The organism is Aquimarina algiphila (assembly GCF_007489275.1).
GTDB classification, from domain to species: domain Bacteria; phylum Bacteroidota; class Bacteroidia; order Flavobacteriales; family Flavobacteriaceae; genus Aquimarina; species Aquimarina algiphila.
Genome location: NZ_VLNR01000007.1, coordinates 42,118 through 64,704 on the forward strand (window position 1 = coordinate 42,118; position 22,587 = coordinate 64,704).

25 protein-coding genes are annotated in these 22,587 nt (G+C 32.3%); 9 read left to right on the plus strand and 16 right to left on the minus strand.

Annotated elements, in window-relative coordinates:
- Positions 1–6: 6 nt before the first annotated feature.
- The 6 genes from FOF46_RS04815 to FOF46_RS04840 are packed head-to-tail and all read right to left on the minus strand — an operon-like array spanning position 7 to position 5,094.
- On the minus strand, positions 7–327 hold the full coding sequence (locus FOF46_RS04815) for an Hpt domain-containing protein (protein ID WP_143915657.1): 321 nt from the start codon (positions 325–327) through the stop codon (positions 7–9).
- Between the two features lie 3 nt (positions 328–330).
- Entirely contained in the window at positions 331–1,392 is a 1,062-nt protein-coding gene (locus FOF46_RS04820) for a sensor histidine kinase (protein WP_143915658.1), read from the minus strand.
- A gap of 1 nt (position 1,393) precedes the next feature.
- Positions 1,394–2,527: an FIST signal transduction protein gene (locus tag FOF46_RS04825; RefSeq protein WP_109433952.1), complete on the minus strand. Its 1,134-nt coding sequence runs from the start codon at positions 2,525–2,527 to the stop codon at positions 1,394–1,396.
- Positions 2,528–2,532: 5 nt separating this feature from the next.
- A complete protein-coding gene (locus tag FOF46_RS04830) occupies positions 2,533–4,128 on the minus strand; it encodes a PAS domain-containing sensor histidine kinase (protein WP_143915659.1) in 1,596 nt (531 codons plus the stop codon).
- On the minus strand, positions 4,121–4,666 hold the full coding sequence (locus tag FOF46_RS04835) for a heme NO-binding domain-containing protein (protein ID WP_109433950.1): 546 nt from the start codon (positions 4,664–4,666) through the stop codon (positions 4,121–4,123). The genes FOF46_RS04830 and FOF46_RS04835 overlap by 8 nt, the downstream gene beginning before the upstream one ends.
- Positions 4,667–4,686: 20 nt before the next feature.
- Positions 4,687–5,094 (minus strand): response regulator, encoded by a 408-nt coding sequence (locus FOF46_RS04840; protein WP_109433949.1) that lies wholly within the window; start codon positions 5,092–5,094, stop codon positions 4,687–4,689.
- 68 nt (positions 5,095–5,162) lie between these two features.
- Between FOF46_RS04840 and FOF46_RS32930 the strand changes: the two genes are divergently transcribed.
- The 9 genes from FOF46_RS32930 (at position 5,163) to FOF46_RS04880 (ending at position 11,439) form a co-directional block, all read left to right on the plus strand.
- A complete protein-coding gene (locus FOF46_RS32930; RefSeq protein ID WP_255412198.1) occupies positions 5,163–5,291 on the plus strand; it encodes a hypothetical protein in 129 nt (42 codons plus the stop codon).
- Between the two features lie 194 nt (positions 5,292–5,485).
- Positions 5,486–6,337, plus strand: a complete 852-nt coding sequence (locus FOF46_RS04845; RefSeq protein ID WP_143915660.1) for an ABC transporter ATP-binding protein — start codon at positions 5,486–5,488, stop codon at positions 6,335–6,337.
- On the plus strand, positions 6,321–7,073 hold the full coding sequence (locus tag FOF46_RS04850) for a hypothetical protein (protein ID WP_143915661.1): 753 nt from the start codon (positions 6,321–6,323) through the stop codon (positions 7,071–7,073). The genes FOF46_RS04845 and FOF46_RS04850 overlap by 17 nt, the downstream gene beginning before the upstream one ends.
- A 2-nt stretch (positions 7,074–7,075) precedes the next feature.
- A complete protein-coding gene (locus FOF46_RS04855) occupies positions 7,076–7,456 on the plus strand; it encodes a GntR family transcriptional regulator (RefSeq protein WP_109433946.1) in 381 nt (126 codons plus the stop codon).
- Positions 7,443–8,012 carry a GIN domain-containing protein gene (locus tag FOF46_RS04860; protein ID WP_143915662.1) on the plus strand — a complete coding sequence of 190 codons (570 nt, stop codon included), beginning with the start codon at positions 7,443–7,445 and terminating at the stop codon, positions 8,010–8,012. The genes FOF46_RS04855 and FOF46_RS04860 overlap by 14 nt, the downstream gene beginning before the upstream one ends.
- A 63-nt stretch (positions 8,013–8,075) precedes the next feature.
- Positions 8,076–8,765: a DUF4386 domain-containing protein gene (locus FOF46_RS04865; RefSeq protein ID WP_109433944.1), complete on the plus strand. Its 690-nt coding sequence runs from the start codon at positions 8,076–8,078 to the stop codon at positions 8,763–8,765.
- Between the two features lie 82 nt (positions 8,766–8,847).
- Complete coding sequence (locus tag FOF46_RS04870) at positions 8,848–9,300, plus strand: hypothetical protein (RefSeq protein WP_143915663.1); 453 nt, start codon at positions 8,848–8,850, stop codon at positions 9,298–9,300.
- Between the two features lie 96 nt (positions 9,301–9,396).
- Positions 9,397–10,227 carry a DUF2306 domain-containing protein gene (locus FOF46_RS04875; protein ID WP_109433942.1) on the plus strand — a complete coding sequence of 277 codons (831 nt, stop codon included), beginning with the start codon at positions 9,397–9,399 and terminating at the stop codon, positions 10,225–10,227.
- Positions 10,228–10,275: 48 nt separating this feature from the next.
- Positions 10,276–11,439 carry an acyl-CoA dehydrogenase family protein gene (locus tag FOF46_RS04880; RefSeq protein ID WP_143915664.1) on the plus strand — a complete coding sequence of 388 codons (1,164 nt, stop codon included), beginning with the start codon at positions 10,276–10,278 and terminating at the stop codon, positions 11,437–11,439.
- A 9-nt stretch (positions 11,440–11,448) separates the two neighbouring features.
- Here FOF46_RS04880 and FOF46_RS04885 read toward each other — a convergent pair whose 3' ends face one another.
- The 10 genes from FOF46_RS04885 to FOF46_RS04930 form a co-directional block, all read right to left on the minus strand.
- Positions 11,449–13,185 (minus strand): efflux RND transporter periplasmic adaptor subunit, encoded by a 1,737-nt coding sequence (locus FOF46_RS04885; RefSeq protein WP_143915665.1) that lies wholly within the window; start codon positions 13,183–13,185, stop codon positions 11,449–11,451.
- Position 13,186: 1 nt separating this feature from the next.
- On the minus strand, positions 13,187–13,921 hold the full coding sequence (locus tag FOF46_RS04890) for a heavy-metal-associated domain-containing protein (RefSeq protein WP_143915666.1): 735 nt from the start codon (positions 13,919–13,921) through the stop codon (positions 13,187–13,189).
- 4 nt (positions 13,922–13,925) lie between these two features.
- Positions 13,926–15,197 carry a TolC family protein gene (locus FOF46_RS04895; RefSeq protein WP_143915667.1) on the minus strand — a complete coding sequence of 424 codons (1,272 nt, stop codon included), beginning with the start codon at positions 15,195–15,197 and terminating at the stop codon, positions 13,926–13,928.
- The gene (locus tag FOF46_RS04900; protein WP_143915668.1) at positions 15,194–15,553 is read right to left on the minus strand and encodes a four helix bundle protein; all 360 of its coding nucleotides are present in this window, start codon (positions 15,551–15,553) and stop codon (positions 15,194–15,196) included. The genes FOF46_RS04895 and FOF46_RS04900 overlap by 4 nt, the downstream gene beginning before the upstream one ends.
- A 148-nt stretch (positions 15,554–15,701) precedes the next feature.
- A complete protein-coding gene (locus FOF46_RS04905; protein ID WP_143915669.1) occupies positions 15,702–19,418 on the minus strand; it encodes an efflux RND transporter permease subunit in 3,717 nt (1,238 codons plus the stop codon).
- A 107-nt stretch (positions 19,419–19,525) separates the two neighbouring features.
- On the minus strand, positions 19,526–19,942 hold the full coding sequence (locus FOF46_RS04910) for an HYC_CC_PP family protein (RefSeq protein WP_143915670.1): 417 nt from the start codon (positions 19,940–19,942) through the stop codon (positions 19,526–19,528).
- 83 nt (positions 19,943–20,025) lie between these two features.
- A complete protein-coding gene (locus tag FOF46_RS04915) occupies positions 20,026–20,754 on the minus strand; it encodes a GNAT family N-acetyltransferase (RefSeq protein ID WP_143915671.1) in 729 nt (242 codons plus the stop codon).
- A gap of 4 nt (positions 20,755–20,758) precedes the next feature.
- Positions 20,759–21,208 (minus strand): DMT family transporter, encoded by a 450-nt coding sequence (locus FOF46_RS04920; RefSeq protein WP_143915672.1) that lies wholly within the window; start codon positions 21,206–21,208, stop codon positions 20,759–20,761.
- Positions 21,205–21,834 carry an NAD(P)H-dependent oxidoreductase gene (locus FOF46_RS04925; RefSeq protein WP_143915673.1) on the minus strand — a complete coding sequence of 210 codons (630 nt, stop codon included), beginning with the start codon at positions 21,832–21,834 and terminating at the stop codon, positions 21,205–21,207. Before FOF46_RS04925 ends, FOF46_RS04920 begins: the two co-directional genes overlap by 4 nt.
- A gap of 69 nt (positions 21,835–21,903) precedes the next feature.
- Positions 21,904–22,509: a Crp/Fnr family transcriptional regulator gene (locus FOF46_RS04930; protein ID WP_109434448.1), complete on the minus strand. Its 606-nt coding sequence runs from the start codon at positions 22,507–22,509 to the stop codon at positions 21,904–21,906.
- Positions 22,510–22,587 lie beyond the last annotated feature (78 nt).

Here is a 22,587-nt window from a genome sequence, read left to right on the forward strand (position 1 = left end):
TGATTTTTAAATAGTTTTAAGAAATTGTTCTATGGATTCTAAAATTAACATAAATTTTGAATATAATGAAGGATCATTATCTTTTAGTCCCTCTTCAAAATTTATTGCAGTCTGGTAACCTTCTTCATATCCAAACATACCAATTTTGTGTTTTAGTTTATGTACATTTTCTGCTGCTTTACTATAAGCATTTGTCGCATAGTTGTTAAGGAATTCTTTTTTTTCTTCAGGAAATTCTCGTTTTACGATTCCTATTAACTTTTGTTCGAAAACAACTGAACCGGCAGCCAATTCTTTTATATATATAAGGTTAGGGGTTTCACTCATTTCTTATTTTTTTAATGTAAAATAAAAAGTAGTACCAATCTCTTTTTCTGATTCTATCCAGATTTCACCATTATAAAATTCCACTATCTTCTTCACAATCGATAATCCAATACCTGTTGAAACTTTTTTGTCATCAAGAGTTTGAAATATTTCAAATATCTTGTTATGGTATTTTTTAAGAATTCCTTTACCGTTATCTTGAATACCAAATTTCCAGAAATCAGGAAGTTCTTCAAAAAGAACTTCGATCTCTCCTTTTTCCTTATCAATTGCATGTATGGCATTATTAATCAAATTCTGAAATATTTGTTTTATTCTGGAGGGATCTGCATGTATAATAGGAAGCGTATTGGGAATGCTAATAGTAATATGATCTGAGATCGGTATTAAGTTTATGATTCCTTTAATCAAATCAATCAGATTAATATCAGATTCTAGATTTCTTGCTTTATCATCAATAACAGAATATTCTAAAATTCCGCTGATTAGATTATCCATTTTTTCAATGTTTTGATCAATCAAATTAAGATTGTTTTCTGTTGTGGTTTCAAGTTTCCCTTGATTGTCTTCTTTTATCCAGGTAATGAGTGTATTAATACTCCTAAGAGGAGATTTTAAATCATGAGAGACCACATGCGCATAATCATTAAGTTCTTTGTTACTTTTTTCAAGATCTTTGAGTAGTAATTCTCTCTGTTTTTCTACTTCCGAAATTTGATTTGCTTGTTCTTCTATTAATGTTGCAAGTTCTATTCCGGTGAGCTCTTCTCCTTGATGATCTCCTTTTTGTTTTTTGAATGTTAATAATTGTAAAGTTTTGGTTGCGTCGGTTAGTCTGGTAATCACTTTTTTTTGTCGTTCTGCTTCTTGTTGGAGTTTTTGATTAGCCTCAAATAACTCCTGAGAGCTTATAGACATAGCTCTTTGCAACATGCTAAATTGATCTTCAAAATTATGATAAGATTTATCAATAGCACTAAGGAATTTTTCCATGTCCAGAAACTCTTTGGTGTCTGGATCGATATTCAAGAATTTTCTAATTTGTCTTACTAATAATGAATGCATATTATTCACTAAATAGGGTTAATGTCATAGTTTGATTATGTAATTCACAATTTACGTTTCCCGAAAAAGGAGCCAATTCGCCATAAGAATAAAACCCAGCTATAGTAGATTGAGAGCCAATATGCTCCATGACTTCTTCTATCTCTTCTTCTACACGTTGATCCATAACTAATTTTCGACCTATACAGCTAACTAATAATGCTAATTCTGGTTTGTTTTTTCTGTTTTCCATACCTATTTCTGCTGCTCTTAATGCACCATCAACAATATGATCAATATTTGCCATCATCAATTGCACGACAGATCCTTCGGGAACATCACCAGCTAGTATCATAGCATTAGCTTCTTCATTAATGGTGAGGATAGTCCTTACAATAGACTCTTTTTTATCCTTTGATTTTACACTAAGAGGGTATAGTAATGCAGATTGAGGGAGCTCTGCAGCTTTATCGCCTAAATATTTTTTATATAAGTCTAAAGCAGGTTGATTGTCTAATTCGTAGAGAATATTTTGTTCAGACTTCGTAATAATTCGTTCTGGTCCAAATGGTGTCCAGCCACCATATTGAGCAAAACTAATTTCTAGAGACTCGCCATAAAATGCAATTAACACAACTTCACCTTCTTTTGGGTTTTCGTTATAACTAGCAAGGGTTTTTTCAAATCTCGAATCATCTCCGCACAAACCACCAGTTATAGCAATTTCGTCATGCATTGTTTCTAGACCTTCTATCAAAGCAGAGCCATTGATAAAACTCCCTTCTGAAACAATGAAAATATGCTTTAAACCTTGTTTGGGAACTTTTTTAATAAGTTTACGACCTATTTGTATAGCATCTTTGTTGTTATCCAAACTGTTTTCACGAAATATTGAATAGGTGCTTTTTTCAAATTCTATAGCAGTTAATGTTATTGATTCATCTAGAACATTTCCTCCTATGATTTCTCCAGCAGTAGAACCAAAAATGATTTCTCCATCAGGAAATAAATCTTTAACTTCTTGATAAATACTCTCTTTTTCTAATGCGTATCGATTTCCAAAAACTAAAACTAAAGGCTTTTTTAGTTTTGGTTGCGTATGATCTTTAATAGTCCACGTTTGGTTTTTTTTCTTTTCAAATTGTTGAAATTTCATAAGACTTATTTTTTTAGTGTAAAGTAAAATGTAGTACCTATATCAGGAGTACTTTCCAGCCATATCTTTCCTTCATATAGATCCACTATCTTTTTGACTATAGCAAGTCCTATTCCTGAAGAATTTTCATTATCTCCAACAGATTCAAACATTTTAAATATTTTTTCATGATATTCCTTTTTGATTCCAATACCATTATCTTTTATAGAAAAAAGATGGTGTGTTTTTTTATCCTTATGGTCTATTTCTATTTCCCCTTTTTCTTTATCCATATAAATTACAGCATTACCAATTAGGTTTTGAAAAAGTTGTTGTATTCTTATCTCATCTCCATATATAATAGGTAACTGTTTTTTGCTAGAAACCACAATGTGTTCTGGAATTAGTACAATGCTTTTGATTTCATTTATGAGTCTATTAAGATCGATGTCTTTGCTTTTGAGGTTGTCTTTATTACTTACACTAGAATAACTAAGGATATCATTAATTAAGACTTCCATTTTTTCTAGTGTTTTTTCTATCATAGAAAGATGATCAAGTCCGCTCTTATCAAAGACAGTACTATAATCTTCCTTAATCCAATTCACAAGAGCATAAATGCTTCTCAATGGTGATTTTAGATCATGAGATACAATATGTGCATAATCTTTAAGCTCTTGGTTAGTTTTTTCGAGATCGGTTACCAACTTTTCTCTTTGTTTTTCAAACTCTAACTGCTCTGTAATATCCTCTATTAGTGCAACCTGATATTTTACACTTCCATTATGATTACGAACAGCGCCTACATTCGTTTTTGCCCAAAGTGTATTTCCGTCTTTTTTGAGATATCTTTTATTTACTGTAAAACTGTCAATCTCTCCATCATTTACTCGTTTCATATTATCTTCAGAGGCAACATATTCATCTTTTAAAGAAATATCTTTCACTTCCTTTTTTACGAGTTCTTTTTCAGAATATCCCAGTAAATTTTGAAAAGCTTTATTGGTTTGAATTATTTTACCTCCCTGGGTAAGCGCAATACCAAGAGATGAATTCTCGACAATAACAGATAATTGTTTTTTTTGTTCTTCAAATATCTGTTTCTGCAGAAGTTCTTCAGTAATGTCTCTTACAATTCCTTGAGCTCCTATAGGGTTTTTGTTTTTATCTTTAATTATACTTGCATTAATATGTACGGTTCTAATACCATTATTTTTTGTATATACTCTGGCTTGGTAATTAGAAAAAGAACCTTTAGTGATAAGTTCTTGAAAAGAGTTCATGGCGTATTGATAATCTTCTTTGTAGATAAGAGTCATGACATTTAGAGTGTCCTTACTGATATCATATCCAAATAATTGATTGGCAGCATGATTCATTTCTAGTACATTGCCTGATATATCCATCAATACATAGGCGTCTACTAAGTTGTCAAAAACACCTTGTAATTCAGACTCTTTTTTGCCTACTAGGTACTCTAGTTTCTCATTAGTCTCTTTTAGTTCCTGGGTGATTTGGTAGAGTTCTAGTGATTTATCTTCTAGAATATTTTCTGCTTGTTTTCTAGCAGCTTTTTCTCTTTGAAGGGCTCTTTTTAGTATGTCTACATCTTCATTACTCATTTGTTTTTACAATGCTAAATTTTACTTCCGTTCCATCTGATTTGAGTTTTTCGAAGGTAATCTTTGCAGTAGTGTCAAAGTGTTCAAAAGTTTTGTTCATTAGCCCCAATCCAAAACTATACATGGCTCTACTTGATTTATAAATCATGACCAATTTGGTGTCAGTTTTTTCTAATACTTCAAAGGTTGGTAGTTCGGCGTCAGGGTATATTTTTCGAACTTCTACATGTATATGGTTTTCAATAGAGGATAAAAGTTCTATAGGATCGTTGTATTTTTCGATCAAACCGGGATAACTACCTGCTAAAACGCTAAAAAAATGTTCTGCATAGACAAGAAGCAAGTCATCTATGCTCAATTGGGTATGTTCACTTAAATGTTTAAGTAAACCTAACATTTCAGAGAAATCATAGGTGCCGATTGCAGTGTAGACTCCTTGAGATGGAAGGTTGGATTGTTGTATGATTTTATCAACGACTTCTAGTCCGAATTTATCTTCTACTAACTCTAAAAATTCAGTAAATACAATACCCTTCATATAATTATTATGTTTTTAGTTTATCCTTTTACAAGCTCATTTACAGTCCAATATTCGATAAGACATTTGATCTTGTGTACATAATCTTCATATTTTAATGGTTTGACAATATATCCTGAAGCACCAATTCTATAAGCCTCTTTAAGATCTTGATGATTGTTAGAAGTGCTTAATATGACTACAGGTAAATATTGTAAAGTTGCATCTGCCTTTAGTTCTTTTAAAAACTCCAAACCGTTCATTTTTGGCATGTTTAAATCCAGAAAAATTAAATCTGGGAGTTTCTCTTTTTGAGCTAAAACATCTAGTGCTTCTTCACCATTAATAGCTTCAATAATGTTGTGGGGGTAATTGTTTTTTTGCAAGACTCGTGCAAATTTTAATCGTTCTATTTCGTCATCGTCAATCAATAAAATGTTCAAGCCCATTTCGTTTCAGTTTATTAAGTTAAGTTAAAAATTGTTTTTTAACAACAATAAAGATGTTCTTTTTATTGATGGATTTAGTATTTCTTTCGCCAAAACCTATTTTTAGTGTAGATGAATGGGAGTTTTCTATAGATGAATGGAAATTATTTTTTTTCTCATCAAGATATCAAAATGATCAAGATATAGAGAAGACTTAAACCTTCTCAAACTACCATTATTATTATGTTGATTGATTTTTAGGAGTTAATGTTTTGATAGCCATTCTTTTAAGAAAATAGAAGAATGATCTATTCTTTTTTCTTAACGACGAATCAAAAAAATGAAAAAAGGTTTGGTTTATTTGATTTACTTATATAATTTTGAAGTGTACTAGGTAACTAATACACTAATCATGATACATTTTAAAAACATAAGATTTTATTACCCAAAGGGAAAAACAATCCTTGATGATATTTCATTGGATTTTGTTCCTGGTAATATATATGGAGTATTTGGGAAAAATGGAGAAGGAAAAAGTACTTTGATGAAAATTGTAGCAGGGTTATTGTTTCCAAAGTCTGGTAAATATCATGTTATGGGAGAGGCTATGTCCAGAAATACAGTAAAGTATCTTCAGCATATGTTTATCGTACCAGAAGATTTTGAGTTACCGGGAATAAAGATTTCTAGTTATGAGCATATAAATTCTCCTTTTTATCCTGAGTTTTCGAGAGAGCAATTCTATGAATTGTTAAAAGAGTTTAAACTTTCACCTGACGAAAAGATATCTACGCTTTCATTTGGACAAAAGAAAAAAGTACTGATTGCATTTGGGGTTGCTACAAATACTAAGTTATTACTGATGGATGAGCCAACTAACGGTTTGGATATTCCATCAAAAAGTCAGTTTAGGAAAATTATGGCTTCAGTAGTAGATCAAGGTAAATGTGTTGTGATTTCAACCCATCAAATTCGGGATTTGCATAGTTTAATCAATCATATAGTGATTCTGGATCAGTCCAAAGTTGCTTTTGATCAACCGCTTTCAACTATTTCTGAATGCTTATGGTTTGGAAAAACCAGACGAGATAGCAATGAGTCTATTATTTACTCTGAAGCATCATTTGGAGGTAAAACCATACTCTCACGTCAGGATAAAGATGAAACAGAGGTTGATCTTGAGCTTTTATTTAATGCGGTATTAAATGAGCCTGTACGGATTAGTAATGCTATTAAAAACACCCATCATGACTCAGCAGTTTAATATTAGAAGAATAGGTAATTTTATCTATAGGGATATTGTATTACTTAGAAATACAATAATTACAACCTTGTCTGTAGTTGGTGCACTTTTATTATTCTTTTTTTTATATGATTTAAGAGGAGATCATATAATATCAGAAGAAGAATTTGCAAGTAATTTTATGAAGTTTTATGTTGTATTGGGGATATTATTTACGTTCTCCATTTTTAGAGAGGCTCATCATAAGAAATCAAACCTTTTTTACTTTTCGCTTCCAATCTCATCTTATGAAAGAGTAACTGCAATATGGTTAACGACTAGCGCTTTGTATACATTGCTATTTTCAGTATTCGGCTTTTTGATAGGGCAAGTAGCTATAGTTTTGGGTAGTATGTTTTCTGAAACTAATTTTCACCTATTACCAATATTTTCAGAAAGCTATTGGCAAGGTGTAACATTCTATTTTTTTATTCAACCTACTTTTTTATTGGGAGCCATACTATTTACCAAAAATAGAATTATAAAAACATTACTCTTTGTTGTATTGCTTGTTTTTGGGCTATTTATTTTTAATGGAATACTCTTTTCAATATTCAATATTGGATATGATATATTTTCTGAGGATCAGATAGTTTCTAATGCATTTTCCCTAGCAAGAGAGGACTTTTCGGGAATTGGAATATTCTTATTTGTGATTATTATGGTGCCAGTGATGCTTCTGGCTGCATATTTTAAGATAATTGAAAAGGAAGTTTGATCATGGATTTTGATAATAGTAAACCTATTTATTTACAAATCGTGGACTTTTTTTATGAAAATATCCTCTCAAAGAGATGGCCCGAAGAAGAGCGAATACCTTCTGTAAGAGAGATTGCAGTAATGGTAGAGGTTAATCCTAATACTGCCATTAGAGCTTTTAACCACCTACAGGAACTAGGGGTGATTTATAATAAAAGAGGAATAGGATATTTCGTTTCGGAAAACGGATATAATACAGTTCTTAGTATTAAGAAAACAGAGTTTAAAGAAGAAATTCTTCCGGATATATTTAAAAAAATGGGACTCCTGGAGATAAAATTTGAAGAAGTAAAAGATGCTTTCAACCAATATCTAAATAATAAGGATAATGAAGAGAAGTAACCTGATCTTATTAAGTGTATTAATTGTCATTTTTTTCTTTTTTCTGGCATTTCAATTATCGGTACATCGATATGTGGTAAAAGAAGAGAGAGAAGAAAAAGAGATAGTGATTAATAGAAATGTTATAACTGAAAAAAGATCAATTTTAGACTTTAGTAAAATATCAGTAAAACATGGAATTCAAGTTTTTTTTCACCAAGACAGTGTAATACAGTTGAAAGTTGAAACTCTGGAAAATTTGATGCCTTACGTTAAAACCGAAGTACAAGATGGAAAACTAGTAATAGAAAAAATTGAGAGGGTAAAACAAAAAGATACAATTAAAGTGTTTGTCTATGCAAATAAGTTAGAGGAGATTAACATGGGTACAGGAGTACATTTTGAAACCATAGGAAAAGTTTCAGGAAAAGATTTAAAACTAGAATTTAACGGCGATAATACTGGGAATTTAGAATTGTATTATGAGTCTGTGCAATGTAAAACTGCACCAGGTTGTAATGTAACGTTAACAGGAGATACAGAGGAAATAAACTTTACCACATATCATGAAAAATAATGAAAATTAAATTTTAAAATATAAAATCATCATCAATCAATCATCAATCAAAAAACGAACATTATGGAATCACATAAAAAAATCGGAAAAATAGCAGGAGGTTTATTCTTGCTTATGATTATAACCGGTGCCACGGGTAATTCACTTAGAGGGTTGTCTTTGTCTCTTATAGCATCTCAAAATTTTTTTAACCAAGTTTTAGAAGATTTAATACAAATGAAAATAGCCATTCTTTTAGATTTAATTGCAAGTGGTATTGGAGTTTATATTGGTATCATACTATTTTCTATTCTAAAACAATACAACAAAAAAATAGCTATTGGGTATGTTAGTGTATTGGTCGTAGGATTTACAATAACTGTAATGAGTAATATCACTCACCTATCTTTTATATCATTATGTCAGGAGTTAGCTAAAGGTGTAGCTCTGGATGAAAACTATTTAAGGGTGTTAAGTCTTCTAAAAGTAGAAGAATATTATTGGGCACATTTTTTAATATTAATCACTTTTAGTTTAGGAGCTTCAATTTTATATTATGCGTTATTTAAAACAAAGTTGATTCCACGGTTTTTATCAATATGGGGGCTTATTGCTGTTATACTGGTCTTTTCAGTATCGATGCTACAGGTTTTTGACTATGCGGTAAACTTTATTTTTTACGCTCAAAATGGAGTGTATCTATTATTTTTTTCTATATGGCTTATGGTTAAAGGATTTAATCCATCCGCAATTATTACTAAGTCTGCAACATAAAGCGTAGAATATATTTAACATCATCAATACAATTGCTTTTTACAAGGCAGTTAAAATCATCATCAATCAAAAAACGAATATTATGACCACAAAAAATCAGGTTGTGGACACACAACAACGCAACCTTAAAAGTGAAAAAAAACTGTCAAAAATACGATTGTATTTAATGAGAGGACTCTACCTTCTTACGTTCTTGAGTTTAGGATACAATTCATGGTTAGAAATTATCATACCCAGTGAAAAATGGGGGCCTTATGATGGTATTACCTTTAGTTTTTGGGCAGCGTATGCCATTTTGATGGGTATTGGAATTCGATATCCGATAAAAATGCTACCACTTTTATTACTTCAATTATTTTATAAATCGGTATGGTTAATAGGTATTGCATATCCTTTATGGTCGACGGATCAATTGGATTCGGTTTCAGCAGATTTTCTTAGACCATTTCTTATTGCAATTCCAGTAGATCTTATTGTGATTCCATGGGGATACGTATGGATACATTACATCAAGGGCTTTTTTAAGTTTAGATAATAAAAGTTATTTAGATATATACGTATTTAATTTAGGTTTTTGGTAAAATGACCAAGAACCGTTTCATCAATCATCATCAGTTAAAAAACGAATATTATGAGTTTACAACATAGTGTTGTCGCTACACCGCAACGTAAAAAAAGAGGTGCAGATAAAGTACTTAATGCAACCGTTACTTTTTGGTTTACTGTTGCAGTAGCAGGTCAATGGTTATTTGCCTATTATGTAACTGCCTTTTATGGAGGAGCAGCTCTACAAGGCGACCTTATGAAATGGAATCAGGTATTACCACACGGATACACGCCAGGTGAAACCATGGGGAATCTTGCCGTAGCTATTCATCTTTTATTAGCTGTGATTATGATGGTAGGAGGTCCACTTCAGTTTATTCCGCAACTTAGAACTCGTGCAAGATCCTTTCACCGTTGGAATGGTCGATTATACATCATAACTGCTTTCGTGATTAGTTTTAGTGGAGTGTATATGGTTTTAAGCAAAGGAACTGTTAGCGGTTTGATAGGCGACATTAGTGTTAGTATTAATGGAATCCTTATTATGCTTTTTGCAGCACTTGCTTGGCGTACCGCTGTTGCCCGTAAGTTTGATGCGCATCGTCGGTGGGTACTTCGTCTGTTTTTAGTAGTAAATGGTGTTTGGTTTTTTCGTATAGGCCTAATGCTGTGGTTATTTATCCATGGTGGTCCTGTTGGATTTGATCCAGAAACCTTTAGAGGACCATTTCTTATTTTTCTTGGGTTTGGGCAATATGTGATTCCGCTTATTATTTTAGAACTCTATTTGTATGTGCAAAATAATTCAGGTGCACTTGGACGTATTCTTATGGCAACTGGTTTTGGAGTATTGACCATTTTAATGGGTATTGGGATTTTTGCTGCTACTATGGGGATGTGGTTACCTCGTATATAATAAAGGAGTTTCAATCAAAAACTAATTTTCTCTTAAAAATATTAGAAGATGAATACGATAACAATCAAGAATAAACACGATAGAAAAATAAACGAATTAGAAAAAGTATGTATAAAACTCAGAGAATTTGAAAAGACTAAGGATTATAAAGCATTTTATACTTTTATAAAAACTACACAAGTTCCCTTTATACCTTGTTATGAAAGAAAGGCAAAAGCGATTTATCAGGAATGTTTTGATACTTTGCATAGTATTGGTGGGATTTCAATTCCTGTTGCCGTAGCATTATCCATGCACTATTATGTTTTAGCATCTTTATCATCATATCCTTTTTCTATACAAAGTATGGAATATTGGAAAAGAGAAATGTTATTAAAAAAAATTAGAAAAGAAAAATTGTTGATAGCTAACACGGGCTCGATACGAACATTTAAAGATACTTCTATAAATGAAAACATAATTACACAAATAGAAAAAGACAACTATATAGTTAATGGAGAAGCACCATTTATGTCTTTGTCTGAAGTTGCTGATTATATAGTGTTTACTGCTGAGTTATCAAAAGAGGATAAGCTCGTGTTTTTTGTGTCGTCAAATACTAATGGAATTACATTTCATGATGCTCCCTTCGGAGATGAAATGTTAGGATCATTTACAAAATCAGTAAGATTCGATAATTTAAATGTTAATAGCAATAACGTTATTAAATTAAACAGTGCCAAAGAGGAAAAGTATGAGTTATTGATCTATCAAAGATCCTGGTTCCAGGGGCTGATATCTGCGCCTTATTTGGGAGCAGCGTTAAGTGTTATTTTGTGTTTGAAGGAATTTAGCAGGAAAAAAATCAGACATGATAAATTACTTTCTGAGTCAGATAATTTCCTGGATAGTATTGGAGAATTAATGATGAAGTATAAAACTGCAAATCAATTATGTAAATATACAGGGGTGTCAATTTCGAATTTTAAAAAAGGAGATACGGTACTATTAGAAAAGATGTTTGAAACTTCTGTGCTATCAAAATATTATTCTACACATATTGCTGAAGAAATTGTTACTAAAATCAGATCCTTAATGGGATCAAAGTTTCTATCTCCTGGTACAATAACCAATAAGATCTATAAAGAAATAGTATATGGGCCTTTACAGCCTATGACTGATCTGGATATCAAAAATTACTTTGGGACAAAAGTGATGCATCATGAAACTTAAATCCATGTTTTATTCGATCGTTTGTTGTATACTACCACAGGTGAGCATATTATTTCCAAAATATGGATTGCGAATTTCTTTATCTAAACTTAACCAGGATGCTCCTTTGTTATTATTTGCCATAGGACAGAATTGACTATACACTTTTTGGGAAATACCAAAGGTTTGAATTGCATTGGTTAACCCTATCGACAAACCTATAAAATGATTTCTTTGTTCTTTTATATCAGGTGCGTTGATTATAGCATGTGTAGCTCGCTTAATTTGATCTTCTATTTGTATCCATTGATTCTGATTCGATATGTCGATAAGTAATTTTACATTGATGGCTTCTATATTTTTGATCATAGCAATCGACGCTTTTTTAGCTATATCGGCGTCGTCTTTTACCAAAGCATCTTTTAAAAGTATATACTCATCGAGTATTTTTTTTAATTGCTCTTGAAATTTTAACGATGTTTCATTCTTTGTCATTGCATTTGATACATCTACGGCATGATGCTCTTTTGTTTTTGAGTTTTTTGTACTCATCATAGATTTTTTGCCTTGTAATTGTGCAGCAGCATCAACCGTAAATGTACCATGAGTAACAATTTCATCTCCTGTATTTAAACCATCAACTATTACATAATGGTCACCTATTTTATTTCCTAAAGTAACTTCTCTCATTTCAAAAACAGGAGCGTTGAGGTCTGTTTTGAGATACACTACAGATCGTTTTCCCGTCCATAAAATAGCAGTCGAAGGAATACTTAATAGTTGCTTTTTGTTCATATTAATATCACCGCTAATGCTACCTTCAATAAACATTCCAGGTTTAAATTGAAGTGCTGTATTATCTAAAACAGCTCTTACTATTACTGTTCTTGTTTTAGTATTCAAGACAGGATCTATAAATGATATTTTTGCATTAATAGTCGCATTTGGATTTGCATTTGTAGTAATCGATATAGGCTGGCCTTCTTTAAGTCCGGTAATTTGTTTTTCATAGGCATCAAAATTTGCCCAAACGGTATTTAAGTTTGCCACTTTCAAAAGAGGTTGCCCTTGTTTAACATAGCCACCTTGTTCTACTAGTTTTTCTGAAACTGTTCCAGAAACCGTAGCGTATACAGGAATATTCTCCTTTACCTGGCCTGATGTTTCTATGGTATTAATTTGACGCTCAGAAAGTTTCCATAGTTTTAACTTATTGCGTACTGCTTTATATAATGCCGGTTGAGATGTTTTTAAAGAAGCAGCAGTTATCAATTCCTGTTGTGCTGCAAATAATTCTGGAGAATATATAGTTGCCAATAATTGACCTTTACGTACTTGATCTCCAGTGAAATTTATATTCAGACGTTCTATCCTTCCAGAAAAATAACTGACTTGCACTGTATTTGCTTCTTCATTTTCTACAATCTTACCAGACAGTTTTATGGTGTTACTTTCGACCTCATTATGACCAACAATAGATGTTTGAATATTGGCTAATGCCATTGCATTTTCTGTCAGTTTAAATTGATTTGCTAATAACCCGGAGTTTTCAGTATCAACAGGAATTAAATCCATTCCGCAAACAGGACAATCTCCTGATTCAGGTAACATAATTTGTGGATGCATAGCACAAGTCCACATTTGATCGGTTTTCTCATGTTTATCATGACTATGAACAGTACTTTCGTTAGAAGAGCTTCCAAAAAATAACCATCCAAAGAATAATCCGATAGCTAATATTATAATATATACGAGATAATTTTTCATCTTAAAAAATGTTTAATAACATAAATATTGCCATAATGATCATAATAGCATTTTCTATAAATGTAGCTTCGGTCATAGGAAGTTTTAAAGCAGTACCCAGACAGGCACAGCGAATTGTTTTTTTATCAAGAAGTGTTTTTGTAACACCGATTGTGGTAATACTCAAAATAACAAGTGTACTAATTAAAGCAATTTGTATTTCGAGTCGCATTAAAAACAAGATTCCCAAAGCGGTTTCGATAAATGGGTATATCCTACCATAGATAGGTAAACGTTTTGCTAATGGGTCATACATGCTAAAAGATGCGGGAAACCCTTTTAAATCCAGCATTTTAAAAAAGCTAAAAACAATGTAAAACAACCCCATGAAATCTAGCATTACCTCACTAACACTCCAGTTTTTATAATGTAACAAATTACTAGCTACGGTAATGTACAAGAGAATTAGTAATAGTGGTTGTAGTTGTTGTAATTTATTTTTTTCTTTTACAAGGGTATTAGAATCTTGTTTAGGTTCGAAAATGTTTTTAGATTCTTTTTCTGCAATTGTATATTTTTCGGGTAACCCTTCTTGTAAGATTGAAGTTGGGATATGAGTATTCATTGTCACTTTGGCTTCAGCTTTTTCCAGATGTACTAAAACTTGAGTCACTCCATCGACTTTTCTCAAATATTTGTCAACAGAAGCTTTACATCCGCCGCAGGTCATTCCTTGTATTGTATATGTGTGTTCCATGTTTTTAATTGCTTAAATAATTGATGATGGTTGTAGCATTAAAATATGCTTTCACCGATGCTATTTGATTCATTTGAAATTTTAGTTGTAATTCCTGAATGTCCAGAACATCATTAAAATCAATGGTTCCGGTTTCATAACTCTTTACCAATATTTCTTCTGCATCTTTTGCTTGCTTTAAATTTTTTGCTTGAGTATCAAAACGTATTCTTGCTGTTTTTCTATCTGTAATTGCTTTATCCAGTGCAGTTTTTAATGTATTAAGTCGTTCTTGTTTTTGAACCTTAATTTCTTGCTGCTTTAATTGATTTTGCTTTGTTTTTGATTTGTGTTTTTGATTGAAAAGAGGAATAGATAATGACACCATAGGCATTATAATATCTTTTCCATTATCGCTAAAATTCATATTTGGTCGTTCTGAAACGGCTATATAATCGATACCAAATCCAATCATAGGATTACTTTTCTTTTGATTCAATAGTTCTGATTGCTCTACAGATTGGTATAATTTATCATATTTGATAAGTTCAGGATGTAATGCTAAAGTAGTAGAAGTAAAGGATACATTTTCTGAAGGAATAGTTAATTCGTTTACGATCTGGATTTCTATAGACTTATCTCTATCTAAAAGGGTGTTGAATACGGTTTGCTCAGCAAGAAAGTCTTGTTCTGATACGGCCAATACCTGTGATAATTCGTTTTGTCTAATTTGCAAACGCAACACATCGACTGCTGAAGCTTTACCTATTTCTACAGCTGTTAGAGCCAGTGTTTCATATGTTTTAAGTAATTCAATATGTTGTAGCAGGATTTTTTGTTGTGCATTAATCGTGTATAAATTGTAATAGGATTGTGAGACAGCAACGATTAATTTTCTTTTTGCAATGACAATATCCTCGTATTTGGCATTTGCAATAGCACTCGCATAACTTTCTCGCGCTGTTATAGAACCAAACCAGGGGATCATTTGTTTTATAGATACTTTTGCTTTTTGAGCTCCTGTTCTGGTTTCAGGCTCACTCACAAAATATCCAACACCAATTTCTGTATTGGGGATGGTACGAACTTCATTTGTTTTCTCCGTTGTAATTTGATATTGCAGTTCGAATTTTTGAATTTCTGGACTATTTGCTAGTGCCTCTTCAATATAAGTTTCGAGTTGTTGACCACTAGTGAAGTGAAAAGTGAAAAGTGAACAACCGAAAACAACCACTCTTTTAGATAGAGAACAGAATATGAGATTACAAAAACCTGATATGTATTTTACTATTTTCATTTTGAAATACTTGATTTTGAAGTTTTGATACTACTCACTAACATTGCCACTAATTCTTTGTTCTTTTGAAGAGATGCCTCATGTTGTTTTTTGTTAATGTAACCCGTATCTTTTAGCAGGTCTATCCAATACATAGATTCGTTTGCTTCTTTAAGGGAAATACTCATTTTATGAATGAAATCGTTTTTACTTTGTGCAAACTCAGCTTCATGGATTAGAGCACCAATAGCTGTTCTGCTTCGTAATAATTGTTTGCTTAAAACATATTCTTTTTTTTCAGAAACTAAGAACTGAGATAACTTCACAATTAAGATTACAAAGGCATAACTTTTATCTTTTAATATACTTTTACTCATAATTTCTGTTTTTTCATTTTCAACTTAACATTTTTCATTTCTAACTTTCCGTTTTCTGAATCACTTCGACAAGCTCAGTGTGACAATACGTTTTTTAATACTTCTTATGTATTTCACTTTTAACTTTTAGTTTTCCATGTTTCATTCTTCACTTTTCACTCTTCACTTTCATCTCTTCCCTCCAGCTGAATAGCACAGGTACTACAAAAAGTGTAATTAGAGCTATTAACATACCCCCAAAACTTGGTATCGCCATTGGTATCATAATATCGCTACCTCGTCCTGTCGAAGTAAGAATTGGTAACAAGGCCAAAATTGTTGTGGCTGTAGTCATTAAACAAGGTCTGATACGTTTTTCTCCTGCTTCAATAATTGAAGCTCTAATCTCCTGTTTTGTTTTGGGTGTGTTTCTATCAAAAGTTTGGGTTAAATAGCTCGCCATGACCACTCCGTCATCTGTGGCAATGCCAAATAGAGCAATAAAACCTACCCATACCGCAACGCTTAAATTAATAGGGTGCATTTGAAATATGTTTCTTACATTTTCACCAAACACACTAAAATTCATGAACCAACCCTTACCATAGAGCCATATCATTACAAAACCACCTGCAAATGCTACGGCAATTCCTGTAAATACGATTAATGAAGTTGTTGTAGATCTAAATTGGAAGTAGAGAATTAAAAAGATAATAAGCAATGCCAAAGGCACAACGATGGATAAGGTTTTTTCTGCCCTTAATTGATTTTCATAGGATCCGGTAAATTGATAATTAATTCCTTTTGGAACTGTTAATTCCCCAGAATCAATCTTTTGTTGTAGTAATTTTTGTGCATTTTCCACTACATTAACCTCGGCAAAACCATCTAATTTATCAAACAATACATATCCTACTAAAAAAGTGTCTTCACTTTTTATAACCTGTGGACCTTGTTCATAGCGTATGGTGGCCAGTTCACTTAATGGAATTGGGTTGCCTTTTTGAACTGGAATATAAATATTTTCCAGATCTGTAGGAGTCGCTCTTAATTCCCTGGGATAGCGCACTCTAATTCCATAGCGTTCTCGACCTTCAATCGTTTTGGTTAAAACCATTCCGCCAACGGCAACTTTTAATGTGTTTTGAACTTCATTAATAGAAATACCATAACGTGCGATTTTTTCTCTATCTATATCGATTAGTAGATAGGGTTTGCCAACAATACGATCAGCAAAAACAGCTTCTTTTTTTACACCTTCGACTTGTTTTAAGATATGTTCTAATTGTAGACCAAAAGCTTCAATTTCTTTTAAATCTTGCCCTTTTACTTTTATTCCCATGGGAGCCCGCATTCCTGTTTGTAGCATGATCAAACGAGTTTCTATGGGTTGTAATTTTGGAGCAGAAGTTACTCCGGGTAATTGAGTCACCTTAACAATTTCATTCCAAATATCATCTGGAGATTGAATATGAGGTCTCCAATTGCGAAAATATTCACCATCATGATCTGGAATCAATTTGTCTGCAGTTACAGGAAATGCTGTTGATGTATTATCTTCTTCTGTATTTAGGTTTGGATTTTTTACAAATCCACCATTTTTTAATTCAAATAATCTGTCATCATTTACTTTATAGCGTTGTCTTTTTCCTTTGGAATTCAGCATATATTCTGGTTTATACTGAATCATGTTTTCATACATAGAAAGTGGAGCAGGATCCAGGGCAGAAGTTGTGCGTCCAGCTTTACCGACAACAGTCTTGATCTCAGGAATGCTAGCTACTGCCATATCCAATTGCTGAAGCACACGTTTATTTTCTTCTATTCCTGAATGCGGCATTGATGTAGGCATTAATAAGAATGAACCTTCATTTAGAGAAGGCATAAATTCTTTCCCTGTATTTTTCATAATGAGAAACCCACATATAACAATGGTAGAGGGTATTGAAAGAAATAGAATTTTGTTGCCTAATGCCCATTGAAGAATTTTAGTATAATACTTCCTGAATAGTGTAAATACGGTTAATAGACCAAAACATATTATACCTACAAAAATGAGATTCCAGAATATATTTTTGTCTACCCCTAGGGGTCTCCAATATTCTGCTAACAGAAATATAATGGTTACCGCAGATATACATATGGTGATAAGATTTGCATGTTTTTCTGAGAGTTTATTACTTAATTTTAAAAATGTGATAACTCCAAATGCGACTAGTATGAGTCCAAGCCAATAACCAGAAATGATAGCAAACATTCCTAATAGTATTAAAATACTATTCAGGGTGTACTGTACTGTGTTTTTTAAAGATCTTTTTTTGAATAAGAAAGCGGCAAAAGGAGGTATTAAGAATAACGCTACGATTACAGATGCGGTTAAGGCAAAAGTTTTTGTAAATGCCAATGGTCTAAACAGTTTGCCTTCTGCTCCAGTCATAGTAAACACAGGAATAAAACTTATAATTGTGGTCAATACTGCTGTTAAAATTGCTCCTGACACCTCGGTAGTTGCGTTATAAACAATAGTATTTATAGGAAGGTTTTGTTTGTTTTCGTCTACATGTCTTATGATGTTTTCTGAAAGGATCACTCCTATATCTACCATGGTGCCGATAGCAATTGCAATCCCTGATAAGGCTACAATATTTGCATCAACGTTAAAAAACTTCATAGCAATAAATACTATCAAAACAGCTACCGGTAATAATCCAGATATCAAGACAGAAGCTCTGAGATTAAAAACCATAATGATAATCACCAAAATAGTAATTAATATCTCTAAAGTTAATGCTTCATTGAGAGTACCTAATGTCTCTTGAATAAGTTCTGTTCTATCATAAAATGGAACTATAGTAACTTGAGAAGTTCTACCGTATTTTAATACTTTTGATGGTAATCCAGCACTTAATTCATTAATTTTCTGTTTTATATTAGTAATGACTTCTAAAGGATTTGCACCATAACGAGCAACTACAACGGCACCAACAACTTCTGCTCCTTCTTTATCTAATATTCCTCTTCTAGTGGTCGGTCCCAAAGAAACTTTACCAATATCTTTAATTTTGATAGATGTATATAAAGATGAGGTAACAACAGCATTTTCTATATCTGAGGTTGATTTTATATATCCTAAACCGCGAACTAAATATTCTGCTTGATTAATTTCTAAAGTTTGCGCTCCAATATCCTCATTACTTTCTTTAACTGCTTTTACAACCTGATTCAATCCAATGTTATATTGACGCATCAGTTCTGGATTAACATCCACTTGATATTCCTGTACATGCCCGCCAATAGAAGAAACTTCTGAAACACCATTTGCAGAGGACAACGCATATTTGACATAATAGTCCTGGATACTTCGTAGTTCTTGTAAATCCCAACCACCAGTTACATTCCCATTTTCATCACGACCTTCGAGTGTATACCAGAATATTTGACCTAATCCTGTGGCATCTGGTCCCAATGAAGGACGAACACCTTCGGGTAATAAGCTACTTGGGAGGGAATTCAGTTTTTCGAGGATTCGACTTCGACTCCAATAAAACTCTACATCTTCCTCGAATATGATATAAATATTAGAAAAACCAAACATAGAAGAGCTACGAATAGTTTTTACTCCAGGAATCCCAAGTAAAGAAGCAGTTAATGGATAGGTAATTTGATCTTCAATATCTTGTGGTGAACGACCATCCCATTTTGTAAATACAATTTGTTGATTTTCTCCAATATCAGGTATAGCATCCACTGCTACCGGATTGTTTGGTAAGAAACTCAAATCGGTATTAAAGGGCGAATTAATACTTCCCCAACCTATAAAAAGGAGGAGTAATAGTACTGCTACCAGTTTGTTTTCTATTAAAAACTTGATGCTTTTATTGAGCATTTATTTGATTATTAAACAATTAGACGTGGGTGCGTAAAAACACCAAATACAAAGGGTTGACCTAATGGGGAAAAGTCCATTAGATACTGTAGTCTATTGTTTGAAAATCAAATTAAATATACTTCGTCAAGTTGCTGAATGTTCCTGACGACCAGCGGAGGAGAATATTCCTTAAATGGAACTATATGTTCTTCTAAACCTTCAAAAAGGTCAATGTATGCATTGTAAAAAGATGCTACAAAAATATATTGCTCCAAAGTGAACTTATCATATGAAATTTTAAGTTCATCCTGTCCTTCAAAATTTAGATGTTTATCAGAACAACAATTCTTTTTTGTCATAGCACAGGTGGTAGCTGTTTTTGATTTTTGCATTTCCATTCCGCAAGTTTTTGCTTCTTTGAAAAGTGAAACATCTACCAAAGTCTTTCCACAATAATGCATGTCTACAGTAAATGATAGTGTAGAAAATAACACTACAAATGCTAAAAGGCATGCTGATATATTGTAAACTATTTTTTTCATCTGATATACAAAACTACAAAAAATTAATATAAGAGATTTTTCTTTGATAAAAGTTTAAGGTATGACACATGATATATTAAATATTATAAAGCATAATTTTTGATCAGGAATTGCTCTTTAAATCCAAGTTTTAAATATACATTTTTTCCCATGCTGGATGCTTGTAGGGTCATAAAATCACTTTCGCCACCGATTGCTATATTGATTAGATGTTTCATAATTTCTGATGCAAAACCTCTTTTTCTCATTTCAGGAATGATGCCTACACCATGAATTCCGATTGTTTTTTGTGTCTGGAATGTTATTGCAGTTCCTATGGGCTGGTTTTGATAATATGCTAAGAAATAGTGGATATCATTCCAGGTGCTAGTGATTATTTTTTTAGGGATGCGATACCCAAATGCTCTTGGATAAAGAGCTGCCCATAATTCGGCTTGAGCTTCATTTGAAATATGAACCATGGTCAAATTACTGCTAATTTTAAAGGTCTCTTCTAATTTTAGTAACATTGCAACCTGCTCAAATTGTAATTTGAAATCATTTTTTTCTAAGAGTTCATATGCATTTTTAGTGTTAATATTAAAATATGGGATGGTGAGGGGAGAAGATAATGTAGATAGTTTCTTTTTTGCCATAACAATAGAACTCTGGTCTATTGGTTGATTAAACCACAATCTATTTGGCCAATCAGAATCTTTGACTTCACAATACTCAAAAACCGAGTTTTTAAAGTGGGAATCAAAAGGTGCACTAGCGGTTTTCCAAAGTGAAGTGAGGTTATTAATATTCTGTGTTATATGTTTATCTTTCATGAGTTTATTTTAAATTGATTAGTATGATTCCGGCTATCATTGAAATTGCTCCAATTATTTTTTTAATAGTAATAGGTTCGGTTGGTAAGCTTAACCATCCAAAGTGACCAGCAAGTATAGAGAATGTTAACTGTCCAAACAGACCAAGAGAGATCATGGTAGATATTCCTAATTTGGGAATAGTGTAATAATATAAACTAACACCTAATACACTAAATAACCCACCAGAAAACCAAAGGTAAACAGGGATCTCTTTTATATCCGTCCAAGTAGGAATATCCTTTACGGTTAACAGGATAAAGGTAACAGCAAAAATAGTGCTACAGAAAAATGCAACCACCGAAGCGAGTATTGGATTTTTAAGAAGAACACCTAAGTGGGCATTGAGACCTCCTTGAGCGGCTAAAAAGACACCTCCGATGAATGCTATAATAGATAATATATATTGATTCATAGTATTTCGAATATATGATCTATAGGTTTACGGATTTTTTTAAAATATTGAGACTTATCCTCTTTAGATCGATACCCAATGGCGGCAATAACTGCGGCATTAAGATTTTTGTTTTTTAACCCTAATATTTGATTGTATTTATCATTTTCGAAGCCTTCCATTGGGCAGGCATCTATTTTTAATTCGGCACAAGCATTTAGTAAATTACCTAGTGCGAGATATGTTTGTCTTATGGTCCAATGATATAGTTCTATCTTAGTTTTTTCTTTAATTTTTTGTTTCATGAAATCTCCATAACCCTGCAAACTATCAATATTAATTTGCCTGGTTTTTGCTGTTAATTCTAAATAATCATCAATATGTTTATGTTGTACTTTGGTATAATTACAAAACACAAAGAGTTGAGAAGCGTCTGTAATTTGGGATTGTCCCCATGAAGCAGATTTTAGCTGATGTCTAATTTCTGGATCTTCTATAATGAGTACCCTATATAATTGAAGCCCATAGGAAGAGGTGGATAATTGAATTACTTCTTTTATTTTCTCAAGATTTTCAGGAGTAATTTTCTTAGAAGTATCGAATAATTTAGTCGCATAGCGCCATTTTGAGTTTTTTAATAAATGCATATCACTTTTTTTTAAAGTTTACAGCAAAAATAAACTCAGCGGATAAGGTGTGCATTTACATATGTTGATTCAGAGGTTTTTCTTTAAACTTTTTCTTATTCTGCTCAATTGTGTTGGAGTGATACCTAAATGTGAAGCAATATGTAATTGAGGTATTCTTTGATTGATATCTGGATGTAGTGCAATAAGTTTACTATACCTTTCGGTAGCATTTTGCATTACTAATGAAATTTCTCTTTCTTCTTTTTCGATAACCCAATTTTTTTCGAGATAAGCGATGTAAAAGGCTTTTAAGTCATCATTTTCATTAATTACTTTTCTATAATTTGTATAATTAATATTGATGAGAACAGTATCTTCCAAAGCTTCTAAGGTAAAATTGGAAGGGGTTTTTTGAAGAAGAGAAACCTTAGAACCTGCCAGATCGTGTTCAAGAAAAATGTTTTTATTGTAAATGTTACCTTCAAAATCAGTAAAAAAAGCCCTTAAGGCTCCTTTGCAAACAAAATGAATGTTTTTTGCAACTTGTCCGTTTCTTAACAAAGTATCATCTTTTTTTAGAATTTGAAATGTAATCAACGACTCAATTTGTAACCAGGATTCCCGACTGATAGGAGCATAACTTTCAAATTTTGATTTTAGATCATCAATGTATTTTTCTTCATCCATTATCATTTTCACTTTTAAGTTTTATATCGGGCTAGTGTGATACAAAAATAATGGTATATCAATTACTTTTTGTAATGCATTGTT

Coding starts and splice junctions, on each gene's coding strand:
- FOF46_RS04850 (WP_143915661.1), top strand. CDS start 6,321: ATGACTCAGCAGTTTAATATTAGAAGAATAGGTAATTTTATCTATAGG.
- FOF46_RS04815 (WP_143915657.1), bottom strand. CDS start 327: ATGAGTGAAACCCCTAACCTTATATATATAAAAGAATTGGCTGCCGGT.
- FOF46_RS04890 (WP_143915666.1), bottom strand. CDS start 13,921: ATGGAACACACATATACAATACAAGGAATGACCTGCGGCGGATGTAAA.
- FOF46_RS04895 (WP_143915667.1), bottom strand. CDS start 15,197: ATGAAAATAGTAAAATACATATCAGGTTTTTGTAATCTCATATTCTGT.
- FOF46_RS04820 (WP_143915658.1), bottom strand. CDS start 1,392: ATGCATTCATTATTAGTAAGACAAATTAGAAAATTCTTGAATATCGAT.
- FOF46_RS04900 (WP_143915668.1), bottom strand. CDS start 15,553: ATGAGTAAAAGTATATTAAAAGATAAAAGTTATGCCTTTGTAATCTTA.
- FOF46_RS04925 (WP_143915673.1), bottom strand. CDS start 21,834: ATGCATTTATTAAAAAACTCAAAATGGCGCTATGCGACTAAATTATTC.
- FOF46_RS04920 (WP_143915672.1), bottom strand. CDS start 21,208: ATGAATCAATATATATTATCTATTATAGCATTCATCGGAGGTGTCTTT.
- FOF46_RS04930 (WP_109434448.1), bottom strand. CDS start 22,509: ATGATAATGGATGAAGAAAAATACATTGATGATCTAAAATCAAAATTT.
- FOF46_RS04880 (WP_143915664.1), top strand. CDS start 10,276: ATGAATACGATAACAATCAAGAATAAACACGATAGAAAAATAAACGAA.
- FOF46_RS04910 (WP_143915670.1), bottom strand. CDS start 19,942: ATGAAAAAAATAGTTTACAATATATCAGCATGCCTTTTAGCATTTGTA.
- FOF46_RS04905 (WP_143915669.1), bottom strand. CDS start 19,418: ATGCTCAATAAAAGCATCAAGTTTTTAATAGAAAACAAACTGGTAGCA.
- FOF46_RS04870 (WP_143915663.1), top strand. CDS start 8,848: ATGACCACAAAAAATCAGGTTGTGGACACACAACAACGCAACCTTAAA.
- FOF46_RS04840 (WP_109433949.1), bottom strand. CDS start 5,094: ATGGGCTTGAACATTTTATTGATTGACGATGACGAAATAGAACGATTA.
- FOF46_RS04845 (WP_143915660.1), top strand. CDS start 5,486: ATGATACATTTTAAAAACATAAGATTTTATTACCCAAAGGGAAAAACA.
- FOF46_RS04865 (WP_109433944.1), top strand. CDS start 8,076: ATGGAATCACATAAAAAAATCGGAAAAATAGCAGGAGGTTTATTCTTG.
- FOF46_RS04825 (WP_109433952.1), bottom strand. CDS start 2,527: ATGAAATTTCAACAATTTGAAAAGAAAAAAAACCAAACGTGGACTATT.
- FOF46_RS04860 (WP_143915662.1), top strand. CDS start 7,443: ATGAAGAGAAGTAACCTGATCTTATTAAGTGTATTAATTGTCATTTTT.
- FOF46_RS04885 (WP_143915665.1), bottom strand. CDS start 13,185: ATGAAAAATTATCTCGTATATATTATAATATTAGCTATCGGATTATTC.
- FOF46_RS32930 (WP_255412198.1), top strand. CDS start 5,163: ATGGATTTAGTATTTCTTTCGCCAAAACCTATTTTTAGTGTAGATGAA.
- FOF46_RS04830 (WP_143915659.1), bottom strand. CDS start 4,128: ATGAGTAATGAAGATGTAGACATACTAAAAAGAGCCCTTCAAAGAGAA.
- FOF46_RS04835 (WP_109433950.1), bottom strand. CDS start 4,666: ATGAAGGGTATTGTATTTACTGAATTTTTAGAGTTAGTAGAAGATAAA.
- FOF46_RS04875 (WP_109433942.1), top strand. CDS start 9,397: ATGAGTTTACAACATAGTGTTGTCGCTACACCGCAACGTAAAAAAAGA.
- FOF46_RS04855 (WP_109433946.1), top strand. CDS start 7,076: ATGGATTTTGATAATAGTAAACCTATTTATTTACAAATCGTGGACTTT.
- FOF46_RS04915 (WP_143915671.1), bottom strand. CDS start 20,754: ATGAAAGATAAACATATAACACAGAATATTAATAACCTCACTTCACTT.